The organism is Sphingobacterium sp. Mn56C (genome assembly GCF_049319645.1).
GTDB lineage: Bacteria > Bacteroidota > Bacteroidia > Sphingobacteriales > Sphingobacteriaceae > Sphingobacterium.
Genome location: NZ_JBMOUC010000003.1, coordinates 57,218 through 76,124, shown reverse-complemented (window position 1 = coordinate 76,124; position 18,907 = coordinate 57,218). Strand labels below are relative to the sequence as shown.

Sequence of the window (18,907 nt, the reverse complement as noted above, 5' to 3'; positions counted from 1 at the left end):
CGTTTTCATCCTCGGTGAACTTTATTTTGTATTTTAGACTTGCATATTATTTTTACATTTATCTATGGATGCAATGAAGCGAATATTATATTTTTTTCTTTTCTTTTCTTTACATGCATGTTTGGGGTATGCCCAGGTGCTGGATGGTGCCTGGAAAGGCGATTTGAAATTTGGTGAGAGTGTGCTCCCTTTTGTTATTCATCTGCAGGATACTCCAGCAGGTGTCAAAGCCTGGGCCGGTAGCCCTAAGCAGGGGGTTTTTAATATTCCAGCAACGGCAAAAATAAAGGGTGATTCTATTTTTATTACGGTCCAAGGAGGCATTCGTGTGCAGGGTATGTTCCGTAAACAAGATACGATGGAGGCGACATTCTACCAAGGGGCAGTGCAGCTGCCACTGACTTTGGTACGTGGCAATGCGGAGCGCAGCACAGCGGTGCCTGTCCTGCCACGTCCGCAGGAGCCACAGCTGCCGTATCCGTATGATACCCTAGCGGTAACGTTTAAAAATTCTATCGATGGGTTGAATTTAGCAGGCACATTAACATTTCCGAAAGGCGGGGGAAAACACCCTGCAGTAATCTTAATAACCGGTTCGGGGCCCCAAAATAGGGAGGAGGAGTTTTTTGGGCATAAGCCCTTTAAAGTTTTGGCCGATTACCTCACAAGGCAGGGAATCGTTGTGCTGCGGTACGACGATCGCGGTGTTGGTAAAAGTGAGGGTAATTTTCAAAAGAGTACGATAGAGCATTTCAGTAAGGATGCTATGGCTGCCTTTACGTTTCTGGTAAACCAACCCATGGTCGATTATAATAAAGTGGGTATTATTGGGCATAGTGAAGGAGGTCTGATTGCCAACTTATTGGCCGGGCAAGGCTTGTCGCACCTTTCTTTTATCGTATCCTTGGCAGGGCCGGCGATACCTATTGATAAACTAATGGTGCAGCAACTCTACGCCGTTGGTAAAGCCGCAGGTATGAGCGAAACGCAGCGCGCTGCAGCAGCGAAAATTAACGCCAGAAATTTTGCTATAGTAAAAGGGAATTTACCTGTTGATGAAGCTTATAAAGCTATTATGACCAATATGGTCGATTCTGCAGGCATAAAACCTAATACGGATGTAGAGGTAGAGATGATGACCATGTTGGCGCCAGCATATCGCTATTTTATGCGCATAAATCCGGAACCTTTTATACGTAAAATCCATATTCCCGTATTTGCGGCCTACGGTTCATTGGATATTCAAGTGCCCGCAGATTCGAACCTTAAAAATCTATTTGATCTGCTGCCTAAAAATGAAAAGACTGTACTTAAAGAATACGACGGGAAGAACCACCTATTTCAGTCTGCAAAAAAAGGAACACTAGACGAGTATTCGCAGCTTACGGAAACCATGAGCCCCGAAGTAATGCATGATATTGCCCAGTGGATAATAGGGTTGTAAGCCCTAGCGAACTGTAGCCAGAGGCGCTCTACAAATACACAGGCATACAAAACAAATGGAGCTACTGTAGGAAAGGAGCTCCTTTTGTTTTGTATCTATACCTATATGTTGTATAACCTAAGGTCGGTTTTATTAAGGGGTTGTATTCGATACGGGTAGTATTTTACCGTTATAGTATTTACGTCCATTCTGCGCAAATTCCGCCACATAACGGCCCATTTCAAACGCAAGCGTACCTGCTTGTAAATCAGGAAAAGCCTCCTCAAACATTTCAGTCTGTGAAGAGCCCAATGCTAAACAGTTTACCTGTATATTTTGCGCCTTAAATTCCTCCGCTAAACACTCTGTCAATACCGCTAAAGCACCTTTACTTGCCGAGTAAGCGCTTAAGCCCGAAAATTTTGTAGATCCTTGTACCCCGCCCATGCTGCCAATATTTACGATATGTCCGCCCTCAGTCATTAAAGGGGCGATATGTCGAATCATATTGACATGGCCTAAAATATTCGTTTGCAGCATATGGGCAAACTCCTCGGAGGAAGTCGCTAAGAAGGGTTTGTTTACTAATGCCCCCGCATTGTTGATCAGGATATCAACCTTATCAAACTTCGACTTTACAAAAGGCAATAATCCTTCGGTATAATTGTCGTATACAATATCAAATTGTGCCGGAAACAGCTGTCCGCCATCGTGGTTTAAAGACGAAGCAATTTCATGTAGTTTACGCAGTTTATCTGCTGACCGCGCTAAGGCAATAACCTGATTGTCTTTATTTGCGGTTAAATCCAGCACGGTTTCAAAACCTATGCCACTGCTGGCACCGGTAATAATAATATTAGCCATATTTTTCTTCTTCTACAGTTTCATTATCAAATTCGCTCTCCACCTCAGCAGCAGAAGGCAGTTTATCTTCACCCAATGCCGAGGGTCTAAAAATAAAATATAAGCCCGGAAGCGAGGTGATGAGGGTAAGGGTATAAAATATAAGTGTTACCGCTACCATCAGGTGTTCATCGATTTTTAAATAAGTAGCCATCATAGCGGCAAAGGCATCGCGGACACCTATAGCGCCACCCACAGATGGTATTATTGCTGCAACCGACGAGAGCAAAAACGTCAATAAATAAGGTGAAAACTTATCCTCATGCCCTAAGGCATACAATATAAAAATTGCACTCAGTATCTGTAAGCCCTGTACCACCAAAGCCTTAAAATGCGTTTGTAAAAAACGTTTCGCAAAGGGTCTAAAAAATAAATACAAGATGGATACGTACGATGCTGTACCTATAATGGCACCCGCCATAGTAAGGTAGTTCGGGATCGCGAAGCGCGGCATAAAGATTATCAGTGCGCAGGAAACAATTGCTAATGCCCATAAACCACTTAAACGATCAAAAAACACTGCACTGAGTAGCTGTTTTGTCGATACCTGATGTTTACGTTTTAGGAAATAAACCTTATAGGCATCGCCACCAATACCGCCAGGAAGGAAGAAATTATAAATAAGACCCAAAGCATAAAGCTTGAGGTTATACTGTTCAGAAAGCTTAAGTTTTATGGTTTTGAAAAAGCTATTTAAGCGCGACGATGCTATCATCTGGCTTAAGATATACGACAATAGTGCCAAAAATAGATACAACCAATTCGAATGGACAATGGCATTTTTGATGTCATTGAACTGTATTTTCTGCGATACCCAATATATTGCAGCTAGGGTTACGATAATTTTAAAAATATTTTTCCCTATAACAAATGCCTTATTTTTATCCATCGTATTTTATAAAGGTGTAAAAGTACATATTTATCCTATATTGCAGGGTAAATACGACTATAGAGCAATACGATATAGGCAATAAAAAATATTGCAGATAAAGAAAATAACCAATTTATATCTGTCTCCTGGTATTTCTTCCGTAGGGTTAGTATAAGCAATACCACAACTAAAACAAACAATAAAAAAGGAAACGCAAGGGTCCAAGGATTAGGAAAATATAAGGAAGCACTTGCCAAGTCTTTTTTACCAAAGTAAAGGTAAACCGAAAATGCTAAAACAAGCAGTAACAATCGGACGAATGATTTCGCTACAATTTTACTTATGGTATGATTTTTGGTTGTCATCGCTAAAAGATATCTAGTTTTGTATATTTGCAAATATACATCTTAGAATAATTAATATTTATATCATGCATAAACGTATCCTATCCTTATTAACACTTTTTACAGTGATTTTACTTGCCGCATCTTGTGGTGCGCAGAAAAAGGGAACTTCAACATCTGGAGGTTCGTCGTCAACAACAGCTGCTTCAGGGCCTTCGGCATCCCAATGGCGCGCAGGCGTTAAAGGTGCTTGGGTATTGAACTCGGTGACACGTGAAGATATTCCAAATACGTACACGATTAAGAATATTTTTGATGAGTCGCCAGTAGATTGTTTTATTGGTAGCGAATGGAACCTTCCGGGAGGAAATCAACGTGGTACCATTACATTTAATGCTACAGGAACCCTATGTGCGAACGGTGCAGTACGTACTATTGTATGGTCTATTTTCGACGCCACAAAAGTTGGCGGACAACCCCAATTTCAATTTAAGAAGTTGTATGCCGGTGATAAGGCATCGAATGTGACTAGCGGATATCGTTTAGACCTTTCTTTTGCAGATCAGCAAAATTTAGTCATGAAAATGGAAGTGCCATTGGACAATGGTAAAATCGGATATTTGGTATTTAATTTTACGAAGATTCAAAAGTAATAGTTCTGCTTTAACGCAGGAGTATAGCTAATACTAGCGCTAAAGAAAGTATAGGCTATAAAAAGGTTTACTATATTAATGTCATCCCTTGGGGTGGCATTTTTTGTTATGCTAAACTGGCAACTATGGATGGCTAAACCTACCTATACCATTTGGTGTAGGCGAGGTTATGCGCACTGCAAGAGGGCTTTTAATAACACCTTTCTAAGGCCTCCTGTTTATTACAAGGATGAAGTTAATAAAGAAGTGGGGCTCCTATACTATAAGGCCCCACTTCTTTATTTGCTTTATAAGTTTCAACAGCAGTATTAGGTCCTAACTATTATTATTTAGTAGCCTCTAAAGCCTGTATAATATCTTTAATAATATCTTCCTTATCTTCCAAACCTACCGAAAGGCGTATCGTGCCAGGTTTAATACCCAGGTTTACTCTTTCCTGTTCCGACAATTTTGAGTGTGTAGTAGACCCCGGGTGCGTAGCGATCGATCTAGAATCGCCTAAATTTGAGGTATAACGTATCATTTCCAGGTGGTCGATAAATCTAAAAGCCCGTTCTTGTCCGCCATTTACTTCGAAGGTAACAATCCCACCGCCAGCTTTCATTTGTTTTTTCGCCAGTTCATACTGTGGATGAGAAGGGAGGAAAGGATAGATAACCTGAATTATTTCCGTATGTTTTTCCAATGCTTCGGCCAATGCCAATGCGTTCGAACAATGCCTGTCCATACGTAGCCCCAGTGTTTCTAAGCTTTTAGATAACACCCAAGCGTTAAATGGCGACATTGCAGGGCCGGTATGCCGTATAAAGAACATTAATTTATCTATAAGCTCTTTTTTGCCGACAATAATACCCCCCAACACACGTCCCTGACCATCCATATATTTTGTGGCCGAATGAATCGATAAATCGAACCCATACTGTAAGGGCTTTTGCAGGTACGGTGTAGCAAAACAGTTGTCTATAGCAAAAATAATATGCGGATACTTCTCCTTGAGTCTACCCAACTGTTCCAAATCGTATAAGGCTAAACCCGGATTGGATGGCGACTCTAAAAATATAATTTTCGTATTTTCTTGAATGGCATTTTCCCAAATATCAACATCGGCAGCATCTACATACGTGTGTGTTACCCCCCAGCGTGGAAATAGCTGGGTTAATAGCTGATGCGTAGAGCCAAAAATCGCACGGCTAGAAACAATATGGTCGCCATTTTGAATGAAACCTGCAAAGGAAGCAAAGACGGCAGCCATACCCGATGCAAAGGACAAGCCTGCTTCAGCACCTTCCATTGTGCATACGCGATTAATAAACTCACTGGTATTGGGGTTGGCATACCTAGAATACACCATGCCCTCTTCTTCTTCGGCAAAGATAGCCCTTCCTTGTTCGGCACTATCAAAAATAAAACTTGATGTTAAATATAATGGTACAGAGTGCTCTCTAGTTGCTGAGCGGGGAGCCTGTTCGCGTATAATTCGGGATTGATCTTCTTTCATGATAGGCAAAGTTAAAGAATTGTTTTATTAATATTTTGCCAAATATGCATCTTTAGCGCTTTCATTTTAAGATCCTTGACGATTAAAGAAAAGGCGTTTAAAAAATTATATAATGCTTTTTCGGGTAAGTTTTTATTTGTTATTTGGTGGGAAAGGAAAATGACCTAATATTGTTGTTTTAACATCAAGTTTTGGAAAATCCTTTACCTTACTAAGGAGTTGTATGGAGCTTGTAAACCTTGGAAAGAGGAAAGTGTAGTGGTATTTTTTTTTGACGCGGTAAGGCCAGTGAACAGCGGGAATGGTGTCTCTGACAAGGCGTAGCGTAGTAAATTCACGAGGGGGCACCGCGCTGCACAAAACTGAAGACGGCTCTCCCATTTCTAGGCCTGTCATAACCAAAAATTGGCCGTCCAAATAGACGGCCAAATTTTGGTATTACTGCCGAGGCATATGTTCCGCTAACGTATCCATAGAAAGCCCCAGACCCTTGGCAACACCTAAGCCCAGGTTCATATCTGCTCTAAACCAATGGCATAACTGCCGCATACTTATTTCGTCTTTTTTCGGCCCCTCAATACCCGACATGGCAGCAACGATATTGTTAATCAAATGTTGTTTCTGTTCCATATCCAACAAACGATACAAATCACCGGGCTGTGTATAATGGTCATCGTCGTTTTCATTTCTATCATAATGGTCTGCGATAATACTATCCAGATGCATCGCCGGTTCGGCATATTCGCGCGCTTCGCGGTTATTGTCGAACGAGTTTGGGAAATAGTTTGGCAGATTACCAGCATTACCATCTACACGCATCTGCCCATCCCTCTGGTAGTTATTTACCATAAAAGGGCATCTGTTTACAGGAATCTGCTCGTAGTTTCCCCCCAATCTATAACGCTGTGCATCCGGGTACGAAAGAATCCGCCCTTGTAACATCTTATCTGGCGAGAAGGATATACCATCTACCACATGCGCAGGTGCGAATGCCGCCTGCTCCACATGCGCAAAATAATTATCCGGGTTCTCATTGAGCTCGAGCACCCCAACTTCAAGTAAAGGATAGTCTTTTTGCGACCATACCTTAGTAAGATCAAAAGGGTTCCATTTAAAGGTTTTTGTCTGCTCTTCGGTCATTACCTGAATAAAAAGTTTCCATTTCGGAAAATCGCCCCTATCAATAGCATCAAATAAATCCCGTTGGGCATAATCCATATCTTTAGCACGCATATCATCCGCTTCGGGGCCAGTAAGGTTTTTAATCCCCTGCTCAGTTCGGAAATGATATTTCACGAAAACCTTTTCATTTTTATCGTTAATCATTGAAAATGTATGCGATCCATACCCATGCATATGTCGGAAACCAAAGGGTGTGCCCCGATCCGACATCAGTATGGTAACCTGATGCAAAGACTCGGGATTTAGCGACCAGAAGTCCCACATCATCGTAGGCGATTTAAGGTTAGTTTCGGGATCTCTTTTTTGTGTATGTATAAAATCGACAAACTTACGGGGGTCCTTGATAAAAAAGACAGGCGTATTATTCCCAACCAGGTCGTAGTTGCCATCCTCCGTATAAAATTTAAGCGCAAACCCACGTGGGTCGCGTTCAGAGTCTGCGGAGCCCTTCTCTCCACCAACCGTAGAAAAGCGGATGAAAATCCGCGTTTGTTTACCGATTTCATTTAAAAATTTGGCACGCGTATATTTTGTTACATCTTGTGTTACAGTAAATGTACCATAAGCGCCAGAACCTTTGGCATGTACAATTCTTTCCGGAATACGCTCTCTATTGAAATGCGATAAGGTTTCGTGTAAGAAAAAATCCTGCAGTAAAATCGGCCCTCTAGGTCCCGCCGTCAAAGAGTCCTGATAATAGGGTACAGGAGCGCCAGAGGCCGTTGTAATTTTCTTTTTGTTCTCTTCCATAGCTTATATCTTTATAATTTATAAATACAATTTCTTTAACTATTGTTTCAAAAATAGCGTAAAAAATAAGCCCTTGCTTATCGTTAAAGCTGATGCGATATAGTTTAAACCTATAGTCTGAGATCTATGTAATATCAATAAGTTTATAACAGGGTAGGTGAAAATTATTCAAGCAGCAGCAGCTATTAGCTAAATATATTTCTTAGTTTTAGCACTACTATTTAAAGGATGAGAAAAAACTACTGCTGCTACTTATTATACTAACACATAACCTCTATAGCTATGCGCAATATTCGGTAGCAGACATTCCATCACCCAAAGTAAAAGGACAAAAATACTGGGTCAGTGATCCGGACCACAATCTGTCGGCAGCAACCGTTATGGAATTAGATTCGATATTGCAGCACATCGACGAAAGTACGCAGGCGGAATTTGCGGTTGTTGTAGTCAATAATTTTGAAGGAGCCGATATTTTTGAATTCGCTTTAGCGGTATTCAATACCTGGGGCATAGGGAAAAAAGAGACGAACAATGGGCTTTTGTTATTTGTGGCTAAGGATAGGCGGTCGTACCGTTTTGTCACAGGTTATGGTATGGAGGCAATGTTGCCAGATGCTTATTTAAAACGAGTAGGGGAGACCTATCTGGTACCAAATTTCCGCAAAAGCGACTACGATAAAGGCTTGTTAGATGCGGTACATTATATTGAAGAACAATTAAAATCGCCGCATACCCGAACCGAGTTAACGGCCATGATGTCCAATTCGGCACCCCTATGGAGCATCCACAATCCGGCACTACGCCACAGCATATTAGTCGTTCTATTATTTTTTGCTGTATACAGCTACATCCATCGTGTTACGGCAAATCTTGTAAAAGCTAGAAAGAAAAAGCCCCAGGTATTTACTTCATTTTTTTATGGTATTTGTTGCATGCTGCTGTTGATATTCCTGAGTCTATTTGTATTTGTTTTTATATTCCATAATCTGGAGGAGGTATACCAGCGGAAGCATATCCCTTATTTTATCTACCTGCAGGTTACCCTAATTATGACGATGAAAATTACAGAGGGGAGGATGTTGATACTCGATGCCTATAAAGATGAGGAAGATATCGATACTACCTTACGGAAGTACCTTCGTCGAATGTATTTGCCCATACTATTGACCCCTTTATCCTGGATAGATTGGTATAGTATAACTAAGCGGCTAAAAAGAAATAAAGGCCGTTTTGATGCCCCCGATACCCATCCTGGATGGCAGCGATTAAATCGTTCCAATGCTGCCGCCAGGCCAAAGACCTATCTCAATAAAGGGCAGCAGAAGGAGGAAAGTATAAAAAGCTTACGCTATGAGATCTGGAAGAACACCCAAACGGGAGAGGTACGTTGTATTCCTTGGGATAAAAAAACAGGCTATTCCATATGCCCGAAGTGCTCGTTTTATACAGTAATACACAACCAAAATAGAACCATCCGATCGGCAACCTATACCGCTACCGGGGAAGGAGAAAGTTTTGACAGTTGTGCATACTGCGCTTATTTTCTACACCTTAATTTCTATACTATTGCCACCAAAAGCCGCAGTACAGGATCCAGTAGCGGAGGCAGCAGCAGTAGCGGCGGATCAAGCAGTAGCAGGGGGAGTTTTGGTGGCGGTTCTTCAGGTGGCGGTGGTGCCGGAGGTCGCTGGTAACCGGAGCAGATTTTTATACCCTCGCTGCAGGCATTGTTTTTTCCATGCCTGCAGTACGGGCACCTAGCCGTATTAGTCGAACAGCGCACGTTCAAGCGCTGTTAGCACCGCTTTATTATTTGCGGTCAGGTCGGCAATAGAAGTAAAGGTATGCGACTTAATAGTTTTGTTGTCCCTAATGATCAATACATCAATGTTGCCATTTTTCTGCGGATTCACTTGCACACCTTCGCTTATCTTTCCCTGTTCGTCGTAACGTACGCGGCCTAGGAAATTAACCTCCTTAAATGGAAAGGCCAGGTCGGATTTCAGTAGGTCATTAAGTTTACGCTCATCCTGCGTAAATGCCTGGGAATAAAAGGAAATAATATCGGCTGTGGTTTTGACCTTCAGATTTTGTAGCGAAAGATACAAGCCCTGCAGAAAACCGTTTCCTCCCCAATCCTTATCCATATCACTCAGGTTTATCGAATAGGTTTTAACAGTATCGTTTTCCAAGTAATAAAACGTCGCCGATTTTGGGGTACCTATCGTGGTGTGGAGCATCGGTACCGCAGGTATAAATACCTGGTTTTCCTTATATACGGTAATAGAATCTATGCTGCCACCCATTTTCACGCGGATCTCTACCGGCGATTGTATTTCGGTGATACGCAGTTCATCTGCAGAACCGATAAAGCTAATACGGTTAAAGTAATGCATGGCAAAAATATTGAATTCCAATTTTGTAGGAATACCATCCTGGTAGTAAGTTGTTAAATAGCTGTTTCTATTGGGGCTAACATAGACAGGTCCTGTTATTGGTCGGTTACCCTCATAAACTGTCGTTAGATTGTAGGTATAGAAATGGTAGTCATCCAGCTGTTCGATCAGATCAAAAGAATACTCCTTTTTTAGGATTCCATTTTCGTAATAAGCAATAATACGGATGTCGTCGATAAGAGATTTTGTTTTAAAGAAGCCATGAAAAGGCTTACCATTTTTATAGGTTCCTGTATAGACGACCTGCTTCTGATCTTCAATACTAAAATTAAAATAACTAATATCCTGTAGCTCCTGGTCAGCATACCTACTGGAAACGATAATATGTGCGAAGGAATCATCCGTAAATTCCTCCTTTAGCACAAGATCACCTTTGTTATACGTCAAACGATTTTTTCCTTGAATAGAAACCCCCTCTACAGGTTTATCGTTTTTATAAAGGCAAGTATATAACAACTTTCCATTTTTGTATAGCTTATCATATCCATTCTTTAGCCCCTCCGTGGTTTCATATTCCTGGATCATATCCGTTAGTGCATAGTTGCTAAAAACTTTCTGTGTACCCTGCAGTTTACCTTGGCTATAGCTATAGATACACAAGTTTTCCTCGTTTTCAAAAAAGGAACCTTCCCACGGCAACCCATCTTTATAAGTTCCGGTAGCAACAACCGTCTTTTTGTCGCCAGACCAGCTTACCTCCGTCCCCGTTTTCTGCCCATTAATAAGGGTAAACTCGGTTATAATGCCGCGCTCGATACGGAAAGTTCCCTCAAAAGGTTTACCCGCCTTGTAGGTGTTTTCGGCAAGCAGTGTACCGTCTAACGCATATGACCGGCTAATACCCTCCCTTTGGTATCCCTGGTAACTGACGCTATCTTTACGCTGCACAGCAAGGCCATTTTTGCTGTAGTAGCTACAGCTAAAATATCGGCCCTTATCCTGGGAACGGTCGACCTGCAGGTTTTTTAAAAGTTTTCCGTTACGATCATAAATCTTTTGGCTTATCAATTCACTGTTGTAGCCATTCCGACTGCCATAGCCATCCTCTTGAGCCAGATGACCATTATCCCAATACGTAAGCACCCTAAATTGCGTAACAGGCGGGGCCGCAGTTTTATCCGGGGTGACTTGTGCTTCAATTTTTACAGCCGCTACAGGACGTATAGACTCCGTATCCGAATCCGAATCCGACTTCAACCGAGCTTCCTCGTAAAAATTATTGGGCAATTGGTTAATAAATGTACCAGAAAAGGCATTATAATCCAGACACTGCCCTTGCGCTAGGGTTCTATCCTTAAAAAAAACGGCAATATTCTTTTTTCTACCGTTCGCATCGTAGGTTATTTTTTTCCAGGGCATGCCATCCGGGTAATAATAAGTCAACACCTTCGTATTACTCGGGTTTGTGATTTGTTTTGTCGATTCATCTATACCGTTTTCATCGTACCAATACACATCCCCCACATACGTATTGGGGTTGCTGGCCAAAACATAGCCCTGCATCTGGCGGTTTCCATTTTTATAAAAATCCTGTATCAGTAGCAAGTCGCCGACTTTTTTAAGCGGCAAAGGCCGGAAAAAGGCATAATTATTACGGTTGCTCTCCTGCCAATCGTTATCGAAATAAAGCGTGTCTTGGGCGTTGCTGTTGGCAAACGACAGGAGTATCAGTATAGCGATAAGGGGGGCTTGTATTTTCATGGGATTAACAGGGTTAAAGATCCTATAAAGCAAAGAAGGTGCCCAAAATACAGGCACCTTAAAAAAATAAAAATTGTTTTACATATCTACTGGCTTTTAATAGCATGAATTATACCTTCCAAATTTTCATTAAATTCAAGCAATTGCGCAAACACCTTATCGTCTTTGTCGAGGCCGCCATGTCTATTATTTTTCCGAAAAATATTTTTAATAACATCCCAGCGCTGTTGTTCCTCCGCTGTTAATAATCCAGCCAATTCCTTCAATTTTAAGAGATTGCTTTCCGTGTCGGCAGTTAATGTCTGCGATTCCCCCTCATAGTGCGCTTTAATAACATTATCGATCTCCTTATCGTTCATCATCGGCACCAGCTGCCCCACCAGCTTACTCATATTCCGGTAGGAGCCCTGCATTTTAAAAGGCGGTTCGGTACGGTAACTATCCTGCATAGCAGCACTTTGAATATAGTTACGGTTTACTTTAACCACCACATCACGGATTTTTAGCAGCTGTTGCAAGACAGCGATAAAATCGTCGACCTCCTGCTTAAGATAATTTCCTTCCAAATCAGGCAGCTGTTCCTGTTTGGATTCTACATATTCGATAAGCGCATAGAAATCTGTAAATGATTTGCTGGCAATCTTTTCGAGGTACGGATTTTCGATGGCTGCATTTTCGATAAGGCTGAGGTTAAAAAGCTGTTCCGTATCTCCGATTACATCCCCTAAATTATAAACATCAGCACGATTTGCCAACATATCAGGAATTTGAAATTTGGCACCACTTTCGGTATACGGGTTTCCGGCCATCACAATACAGAAACGTTTTCCGCGGAGATCATAGGTTTTACTCTCCCCATCAAATATCCCATCAATTTTACGTTGCCCATCCGCCAGCGATATAAATTTTTGTAGAAACTCGGCATTCAAATGCTGTATATCATCCAAGTATAACATCACATTATCCGCCATTTCAAAACTCAGGTTTATCTTTTTGAGTTCCTCCCTTTCGCCCGAGGTTTTAGCCTCTATAGGGTCTATAGAGGTTATGGTATGCCCAATGGTAGGGCCATTTATCTTCACAAAATGCAAACCCATGGTTTTGGCTAAATATTCCATAAGCGTTGTTTTCCCATATCCCGGAGGCGATATTAGCAACAGCATACCCATCCTTGCTGTGCGTTTGGTATCGCCAGCAGCCCCAAGCTGTTTGGCTAGGTTGTTGCCTATTAGTGGAAAATAAACCTCGTTGATTAGTTTATTACGCACAAAGGACGTCAACACCTTGGGTTCAAAATCATGAATTTTAAGCTCCTTTTCATAAGCCTTGTTCAGTTGATCCTTAAGGCTGCTAAAGGACTCAAAACGGGGAACATTTACCTGTGTAAAGTGTTCCATTTTTTGAATAAAAATATGGTATTGCATATGCAGGGTACCGTTATCTAAAATAGGGTGGTTACCTTTAAGCTGCATAAGGGTAACGCTATCCTTGCCAAAGATCAGCTTTTGCGGGTCATCGGGAAATAGTAATGCTATAGCCGTTTCATCCGCATATTTTCTGAATTTTTCCTCCGCAGGGTTTGCATCGACGTACGCATTTACCCAGTTTGAAACCAAATAAAACCTATCCGTTAAGGAGAAATGGATATTGTCTAACAACTCCGCAAACTCCTTCCATTTCTTTTTCTCCGCTAAGGCCCGAGAAAAGTCTTGCTTCAACCGATCTGCATGTTCACTTCGAACAAAAGAATTGTACTGGCTAAGCGTTTTAAATACATAAGAAGCTAAGCTGTAACCGTCGATCAGCTCCTTATCCAGTGTCGTTTCCCAAACCTTAAACTGCGCTATAATTTCGTTCAATGTAGAATCATACCTATTGGTATTGGGGAAAACTTTGCGTACTGCCTCCGTCGATTGAATTAATGCCGATAACCGATTGCAGGCATCCGCTGCAAGGTCATGCCAGAACAGCTGCGCAGCATTGCGTAGTTCAATGCTATAACGCAGTAAATCCAATTTTTGGTCGAGTGTAGTTAAAGCCTCATAAATTTGTAAGGCATCGAAGTTATGAACCCCCTTGATATATCCTTCGCTATACTGCTGTTCAACAGTTTTGCTGATGTATTCAGCCGCATCAAAACCAGGGTCTCCCTGGCCGGCCACGAACGTTTTATACGCCAAATATTCAGCTCGGTACACCGTATCGTTTTCCGAAACAATTTCTTGATCCCAAATATCAGTAAAAGCCAGAATTTCGGCATTTTTAACTTGTTTATAAAAGCTCGTACCCGTAAGGTGGAAATACAAATCCTGCTGCCTACGCACCAGCGTAAGGCTTAAGTTTTGGTGGTTTACAGCGAACTTATGTTTACCCAGCGCAATACTATTCTCGCCATCGGCAAAAAGCTCCGTTTTATCGCGTAGTATACGTAAGGCATCCTCTTGCGATTTTTTAAGGAGATTTTCTAAGTTCTCAGCTTTAGAGACATCCTGCAAAGATCTTAAATCAGCGATTAAATGGCGGATTTTATCAATCATTAAGTCCGTCATATAAAAGCTTAAAATTTCCTCCCGCGTTGTGTATGCTTTTGCCTTATTTTCTACATTTTTAAGCACCCGCAGACCAATCTGCTCCAGAGAAGCTGTACGCTTATTGATTTGCGTTACCATAAGCTCCCTGCGCAAGTTGAAAGCCTTAATCACCTCATCCCTTTTGTCCGCTATTTTTAAGGCAAAGTCATCAAATTCCGAAAACTTGCTTTCCAGCTCCTCCAGCTGAACAATTATTTTTGTGTAATATTCATCCAGTTTTTCTGCTGTACCCGACAGCTCCAAGTAGTTTGTTACCGACTGCTCCAATAGTGTCAGTTGAGCCGCAAATTCGGCTGTAGCTTCATGGCTACGTAAGGTATTCAGTTTTCGGGTGAGTTGTGCGCGCACCTCATTTAAGGAAGAGAAGATAACCGATATCTTGGCCACGATTTTTGTAGTCTGTGTGGTATCCTCAATTTTAAGGCTATTTAATATATCGATTAGTAATTCCAGTTCCCGGGATATTTCGCTGTTATTATCTTCAATAATTTTGGCATCAAAAGCCTTTTTAATATTTTCGACCTCTGCTTTTTGTTTATTTACCCTATGCTCATAAGTCTGCAAAGCCTCCTCGCGTAAAAGGAAAGTTATGGTCTTTTCGGCCAGCTCGTCCGCTAGGGTAGCCAGCTTTTCCAGCAAAATATCAACCTGTTCTTCTTGGACATACCGTACATTTTTGAGATCTAATAATTCCCCCTGCAAGCGTCTTGTGTTGGCAAGCTGATGGACCAGTTGGTCTAGATCAGTAACGACGGTGCTGTTTATGGAAAATAAAAGGCTGCTCACCTTTTTCTCTACTTCCAAGAGAATATCAGCGGCATGTTTACGTTGCGCCTGCACCTTTACAAATTCGTCTATAGCCGTATTTGCCACCTCCTGCACCTGCGCCAGAGGCGCTCCAAGTTGCAGTAGGGCAGGGTCGTTAATCCAGAAATAGCTGTCCAGTAAAGAAGTGGATTTTTTTAAAATATCCTCATACAAACCTTCGTAACTATCTTCTTTTTGGATAAGCTGTATAACCTCCTGCACCTCAGCCATAGCCTGAACAATCTGCTTGTTGCCAACCTTATACACCGGGTCATCCTGTCGGTCACTATTTTCTTGAAGCTCCAGCATATAGGGTGTATCCCAGATCTGCACCTGGTGATGACGCGTTGCTTCAGCCTCCGTACGGAAATAAATTAATGATCCATCTACAAATACCGTAAAACCATTACATATTATCGGAGTTTCTACCGTCTGTTGGATGATATTGTACGACATTAAGATATACGTATTACTTTCCGCATGGGTAAAGATATACAAGAAGTCCTCCCCATTCGGCGAAGCAACACTACGCAAGAATGCTGCATTTTCTACCGGGCTGTCAAACAGCTTGTAGGTGCCATTTTGCAGGTAATAACCATCCGAAAAAATTATCCCCTGGTTATCAGGTAATACTATTGCCGATTGATTTAAGGATTTAAGGTTTACAACCTCCTTGGTTCTTTGGTTAAAAATATAAGCCCTAAACTCCTCCTGGTAGGGTTTTATGCGTACCGCCAACAGATTCCCAAGGTCAGCATAAAAGTAATCCGCATCATCAAGCTGCTGGTCTGTATTGAACACTTTTTCGCTATAAATACCTTTACCAGTATCGGTATTATCTTCAATTTTGAAGGTAATATCACCATGTATAGCCTCGATAAATACCTTATCCTGAATCGATATATGTGGGTATTTTCCCAAACGTCGATCTTCGAGCGTAGTTTTTGTCCAGTCAAATGCAAACTGCGGCGGAGCTTTTACCTCATGTATGCTGCGGTCATCCTGGTAGAGGAGTTTACCATCGCGGATAAGCCATTTAAAGGCCTTAAGATCATCCGTATTTTTACTCGTCTGGAAGATCATATACAAGTAGTTCTCCGTTCTGCGAAATTTGGAGAATATAGCATCCCGGTAATACTTGTAAAGATTTTGATAATCGTTTATAAAGTTAGGATCCTGTAATAAGTCAAGCGGTTGCGGCGTAAATTGGTTATTTTCAAAAGTATAAATACTAAAAACATCCTCCAACTTAATCTCTGTGCGCAAGCCAAAGTGTACATTATACCCAAAAATACAAAGTTGGTCTAACGCAATAATCCCCCGTGCTACACAATTGTTATCGGTTGTAATCCGTTGATTGGCCTTTAAAGAAAAGCTGGTGGCATTAAAAACACGCTTACGTGCATCATTTAGCTGATGGAGTTTTTTGGTGAGCTCCTCCTTTTGCGACTGCAAGCGTTTACGGATAATTTCATAAGCGCCAGTATCTAAAGTATTTTCCTTGTTTTGTGTCGTTTCTTTCATATACGGTTGTTATTAAACAATAGTTATTGCTTAATAACAATGAGGAGGCTGCTCCCCATTGTTGCTGATGATTCCTTTAGTACCCAATCTTCTTGTTAGAGATGCCCAAGTTTTTGGCTATTCCAAACAAGGAGTTGATAAATCCAGTATCCTCGTTATTTCCTTCCCTATTTGCTGCCTGCTGCAGCTTTATTAATGCTGCGGAAACGGTAAGGTTTTTAATATCATTTGTAGAAATACCATACTTATCGGCCAGGTTACGCACTTTTTCCGCAATATCGCCATTGCCATCGGGGCCGAGCAACGAATTTTTGATGGATAAAGCATGCTCCGAATGATTGATCAGCTTATCAAACCCCTTAGCATTTGATACCTGGCGAACAATATTCTCAAAGAACAAAGTTTCGCCACCTACGATATCAATTTTTGCTGTCTTCAAAGCCTCACCAAGCACCGTTGATTGCGCCTGAGCGATATCTTTTTGCACATGTATCTGTGCCAACTCGATATCGCGTTCTTTTTGCAACTGCAGCTTAAACTCTTCATGATCCTTACCCACGCCATCAAGCTCTTTCATTGCTGCAGCTTTTTCTTCAATACCTTTCGCTTCGGCCAATGCTTTTTCACGGATAATTTCTGCCTGTGCCAGGCCTTCCTTACGTGCAGCTTCAGCCTTTCTTTCAATCACAATAGCTTCTTTCGTGCCCCGTATTTCTTCTGCATCCGCTTTAGCAACCATAACCTCAGCCTCCGATAGCCCGATTGCAGCCTCTTCTTTAGCCTGAGCTTCAGCAATAATTTTGCGTGCTTCGGCTTCTTTTGCTGAAGCTTCTTTTTTTGCTTCCGCCTCGATCAATAACTCCTGCGCTTTCTTCTCGGCGATTTGGCGTGCAGCCTCGGCATCGATAACCTTCTTTTCGGCCTCCTGTTCAGCAGCAATTTTGGATGCTTCAGCCGCTTTAACCGTCGCAATGAGGCGCTCCTCAGCCTCCTGAGAGGCAGCAATAACCCCCGCTTGTTTTTTACGTTCTACCTCGCGGAACAGTTCCAGGTCTTTTACCGCCTGTTGCTCTTCGATTACACCTTTCTCCAGTTGCACACGCTCTTTAATGACAGTCTGTATACTTTTTTGTTCTGTTTCTACCGAACGTTGTTTGTCGATCTGTGCTAAAGTTACAATACGCTCTCTTTCGGTAGCTTCCAGGGCCCTATCTTTTTCAACCCTTTCGGTTTCTACGGCGTTGGTACGGAGTTTATTTTTCTCCGCAATAATAATTTGGCGAAGTTTATTTTCCTCCTGTATAGCGAGCTGTTCTTCGGTGGCAATGCGTACAGTTTCCGATTTTAGACGTTCCTCTTCCCGTACCTTAACAATTTCCGCCTCTTCACGCGATTTTATATTTTCAATTTCACGGCGCTGTTTCTCTGATTTTTCAGCCAATTGCCTATCCAATTCCAAGATAGCCTCACGCGCCTCAACATTTTGTTTTTTGATAACCTTCTCCTCTTCACGACGAATTAAATTGGCATTCATATTTTGTTTAGCCGTTAATTCTGTGATTTTTTTAATCCCCTCCGAGTCCAATATATTATCAGGGCTTAAGAATTTAAGCGATGTCTGTTCCAAATAGTCAATGGCACAATCGTCCAAAATATAACCATTTAAGTCTGTTCCGATAATATTTAATATCTCATCGCGAAATTCTCTACGCGCCTCATACAATTCGGTGAAATCAAACTTTTTACCCACTGTCTTCAGGGCCTCCGAAAATTTAGCCTCAAAAATATTTTTTAAGGTTTCAGGGTCGCTAGCACGTTCACAGCCTAAATTTTGCGCCACGTTGATCACATCATCTACGGATTTATTTACACGTACGAAAAAAGCAACTTTTATATCTGCCCGAATATTATCTTTACAGATAAGGCCATCACCCTGCATCCGGTTTATTTCCAGTTTTTTTACCGAAATATCCATGGTTTCCATTTTATGGAATACCGGAATAACATACATCCCGCGGTTAAAGGCCACATGTGTACCCCCAACGCCCGATCGTACGATGGCTTTTCCTTGTGGAATCTTCTTGTAGAACATGCTGAGCACTACAAAAAAAGCGAATATAATAAAGACGATAGCACCAATTGCAATTAAGGCAACTCCGGTTATGCCATCCACGAATAATAAGGTATTGTTCATATAATTTAAT

The 18,907-nt window shown here is 41.6% G+C and carries 11 protein-coding genes; 3 read left to right on the top strand and 8 right to left on the bottom strand.

Annotated elements, in window-relative coordinates; translation table 11 throughout:
• Nucleotides 1-73 precede the first annotated feature (73 nt).
• Nucleotides 74-1,444 carry an alpha/beta hydrolase family protein gene (locus ACL9RF_RS09990; RefSeq protein ID WP_422800482.1) on the top strand — a complete coding sequence of 457 codons (1,371 nt, stop codon included), beginning with the start codon at nucleotides 74-76 and terminating at the stop codon, nucleotides 1,442-1,444.
• Nucleotides 1,445-1,576: 132 nt separating this feature from the next.
• Here the strand turns inward: ACL9RF_RS09990 and ACL9RF_RS09985 are convergent, their stop codons facing one another.
• Genes ACL9RF_RS09985 through ACL9RF_RS09975 form a run of 3 tightly spaced genes read right to left on the bottom strand, consistent with a single transcriptional unit; the run spans nucleotide 1,577 to nucleotide 3,562 of the window.
• Nucleotides 1,577-2,287, bottom strand: a complete 711-nt coding sequence (locus tag ACL9RF_RS09985) for an SDR family NAD(P)-dependent oxidoreductase (protein ID WP_422800481.1) — start codon at nucleotides 2,285-2,287, stop codon at nucleotides 1,577-1,579.
• Entirely contained in the window at nucleotides 2,280-3,215 is a 936-nt protein-coding gene (locus ACL9RF_RS09980) for a lysylphosphatidylglycerol synthase transmembrane domain-containing protein (protein WP_422800480.1), read from the bottom strand. The genes ACL9RF_RS09985 and ACL9RF_RS09980 overlap by 8 nt, the downstream gene beginning before the upstream one ends.
• 35 nt (nucleotides 3,216-3,250) lie before the next feature.
• Nucleotides 3,251-3,562, bottom strand: a complete 312-nt coding sequence (locus ACL9RF_RS09975; RefSeq protein WP_422800479.1) for a hypothetical protein — start codon at nucleotides 3,560-3,562, stop codon at nucleotides 3,251-3,253.
• 65 nt (nucleotides 3,563-3,627) lie between these two features.
• Between ACL9RF_RS09975 and ACL9RF_RS09970 the strand changes: the two genes are divergently transcribed.
• A complete protein-coding gene (locus ACL9RF_RS09970; protein WP_422800478.1) occupies nucleotides 3,628-4,194 on the top strand; it encodes a hypothetical protein in 567 nt (188 codons plus the stop codon).
• Nucleotides 4,195-4,519: 325 nt separating this feature from the next.
• Here the strand turns inward: ACL9RF_RS09970 and ACL9RF_RS09965 are convergent, their stop codons facing one another.
• Nucleotides 4,520-5,692 (bottom strand): trans-sulfuration enzyme family protein, encoded by a 1,173-nt coding sequence (locus tag ACL9RF_RS09965; RefSeq protein ID WP_422800477.1) that lies wholly within the window; start codon nucleotides 5,690-5,692, stop codon nucleotides 4,520-4,522.
• A gap of 438 nt (nucleotides 5,693-6,130) precedes the next feature.
• Nucleotides 6,131-7,624: a catalase gene (locus tag ACL9RF_RS09960; protein ID WP_422800476.1), complete on the bottom strand. Its 1,494-nt coding sequence runs from the start codon at nucleotides 7,622-7,624 to the stop codon at nucleotides 6,131-6,133.
• A gap of 242 nt (nucleotides 7,625-7,866) precedes the next feature.
• On the opposite strand from ACL9RF_RS09960, the gene ACL9RF_RS09955 reads away from it, so the two are divergent.
• Nucleotides 7,867-9,318, top strand: coding sequence for a TPM domain-containing protein (locus ACL9RF_RS09955; protein ID WP_422800752.1), 1,452 nt, complete (start codon nucleotides 7,867-7,869; stop codon nucleotides 9,316-9,318).
• 72 nt (nucleotides 9,319-9,390) lie between these two features.
• Here ACL9RF_RS09955 and ACL9RF_RS09950 read toward each other — a convergent pair whose 3' ends face one another.
• From ACL9RF_RS09950 to ACL9RF_RS09940, 3 genes are all read right to left on the bottom strand, one after another.
• Complete coding sequence (locus tag ACL9RF_RS09950) at nucleotides 9,391-11,781, bottom strand: hypothetical protein (protein ID WP_422800475.1); 2,391 nt, start codon at nucleotides 11,779-11,781, stop codon at nucleotides 9,391-9,393.
• 86 nt (nucleotides 11,782-11,867) lie between these two features.
• Entirely contained in the window at nucleotides 11,868-16,703 is a 4,836-nt protein-coding gene (locus ACL9RF_RS09945; RefSeq protein ID WP_422800474.1) for a DNA repair ATPase, read from the bottom strand.
• A gap of 76 nt (nucleotides 16,704-16,779) precedes the next feature.
• Entirely contained in the window at nucleotides 16,780-18,897 is a 2,118-nt protein-coding gene (locus ACL9RF_RS09940) for a flotillin family protein (protein ID WP_422800473.1), read from the bottom strand.
• Nucleotides 18,898-18,907 lie beyond the last annotated feature (10 nt).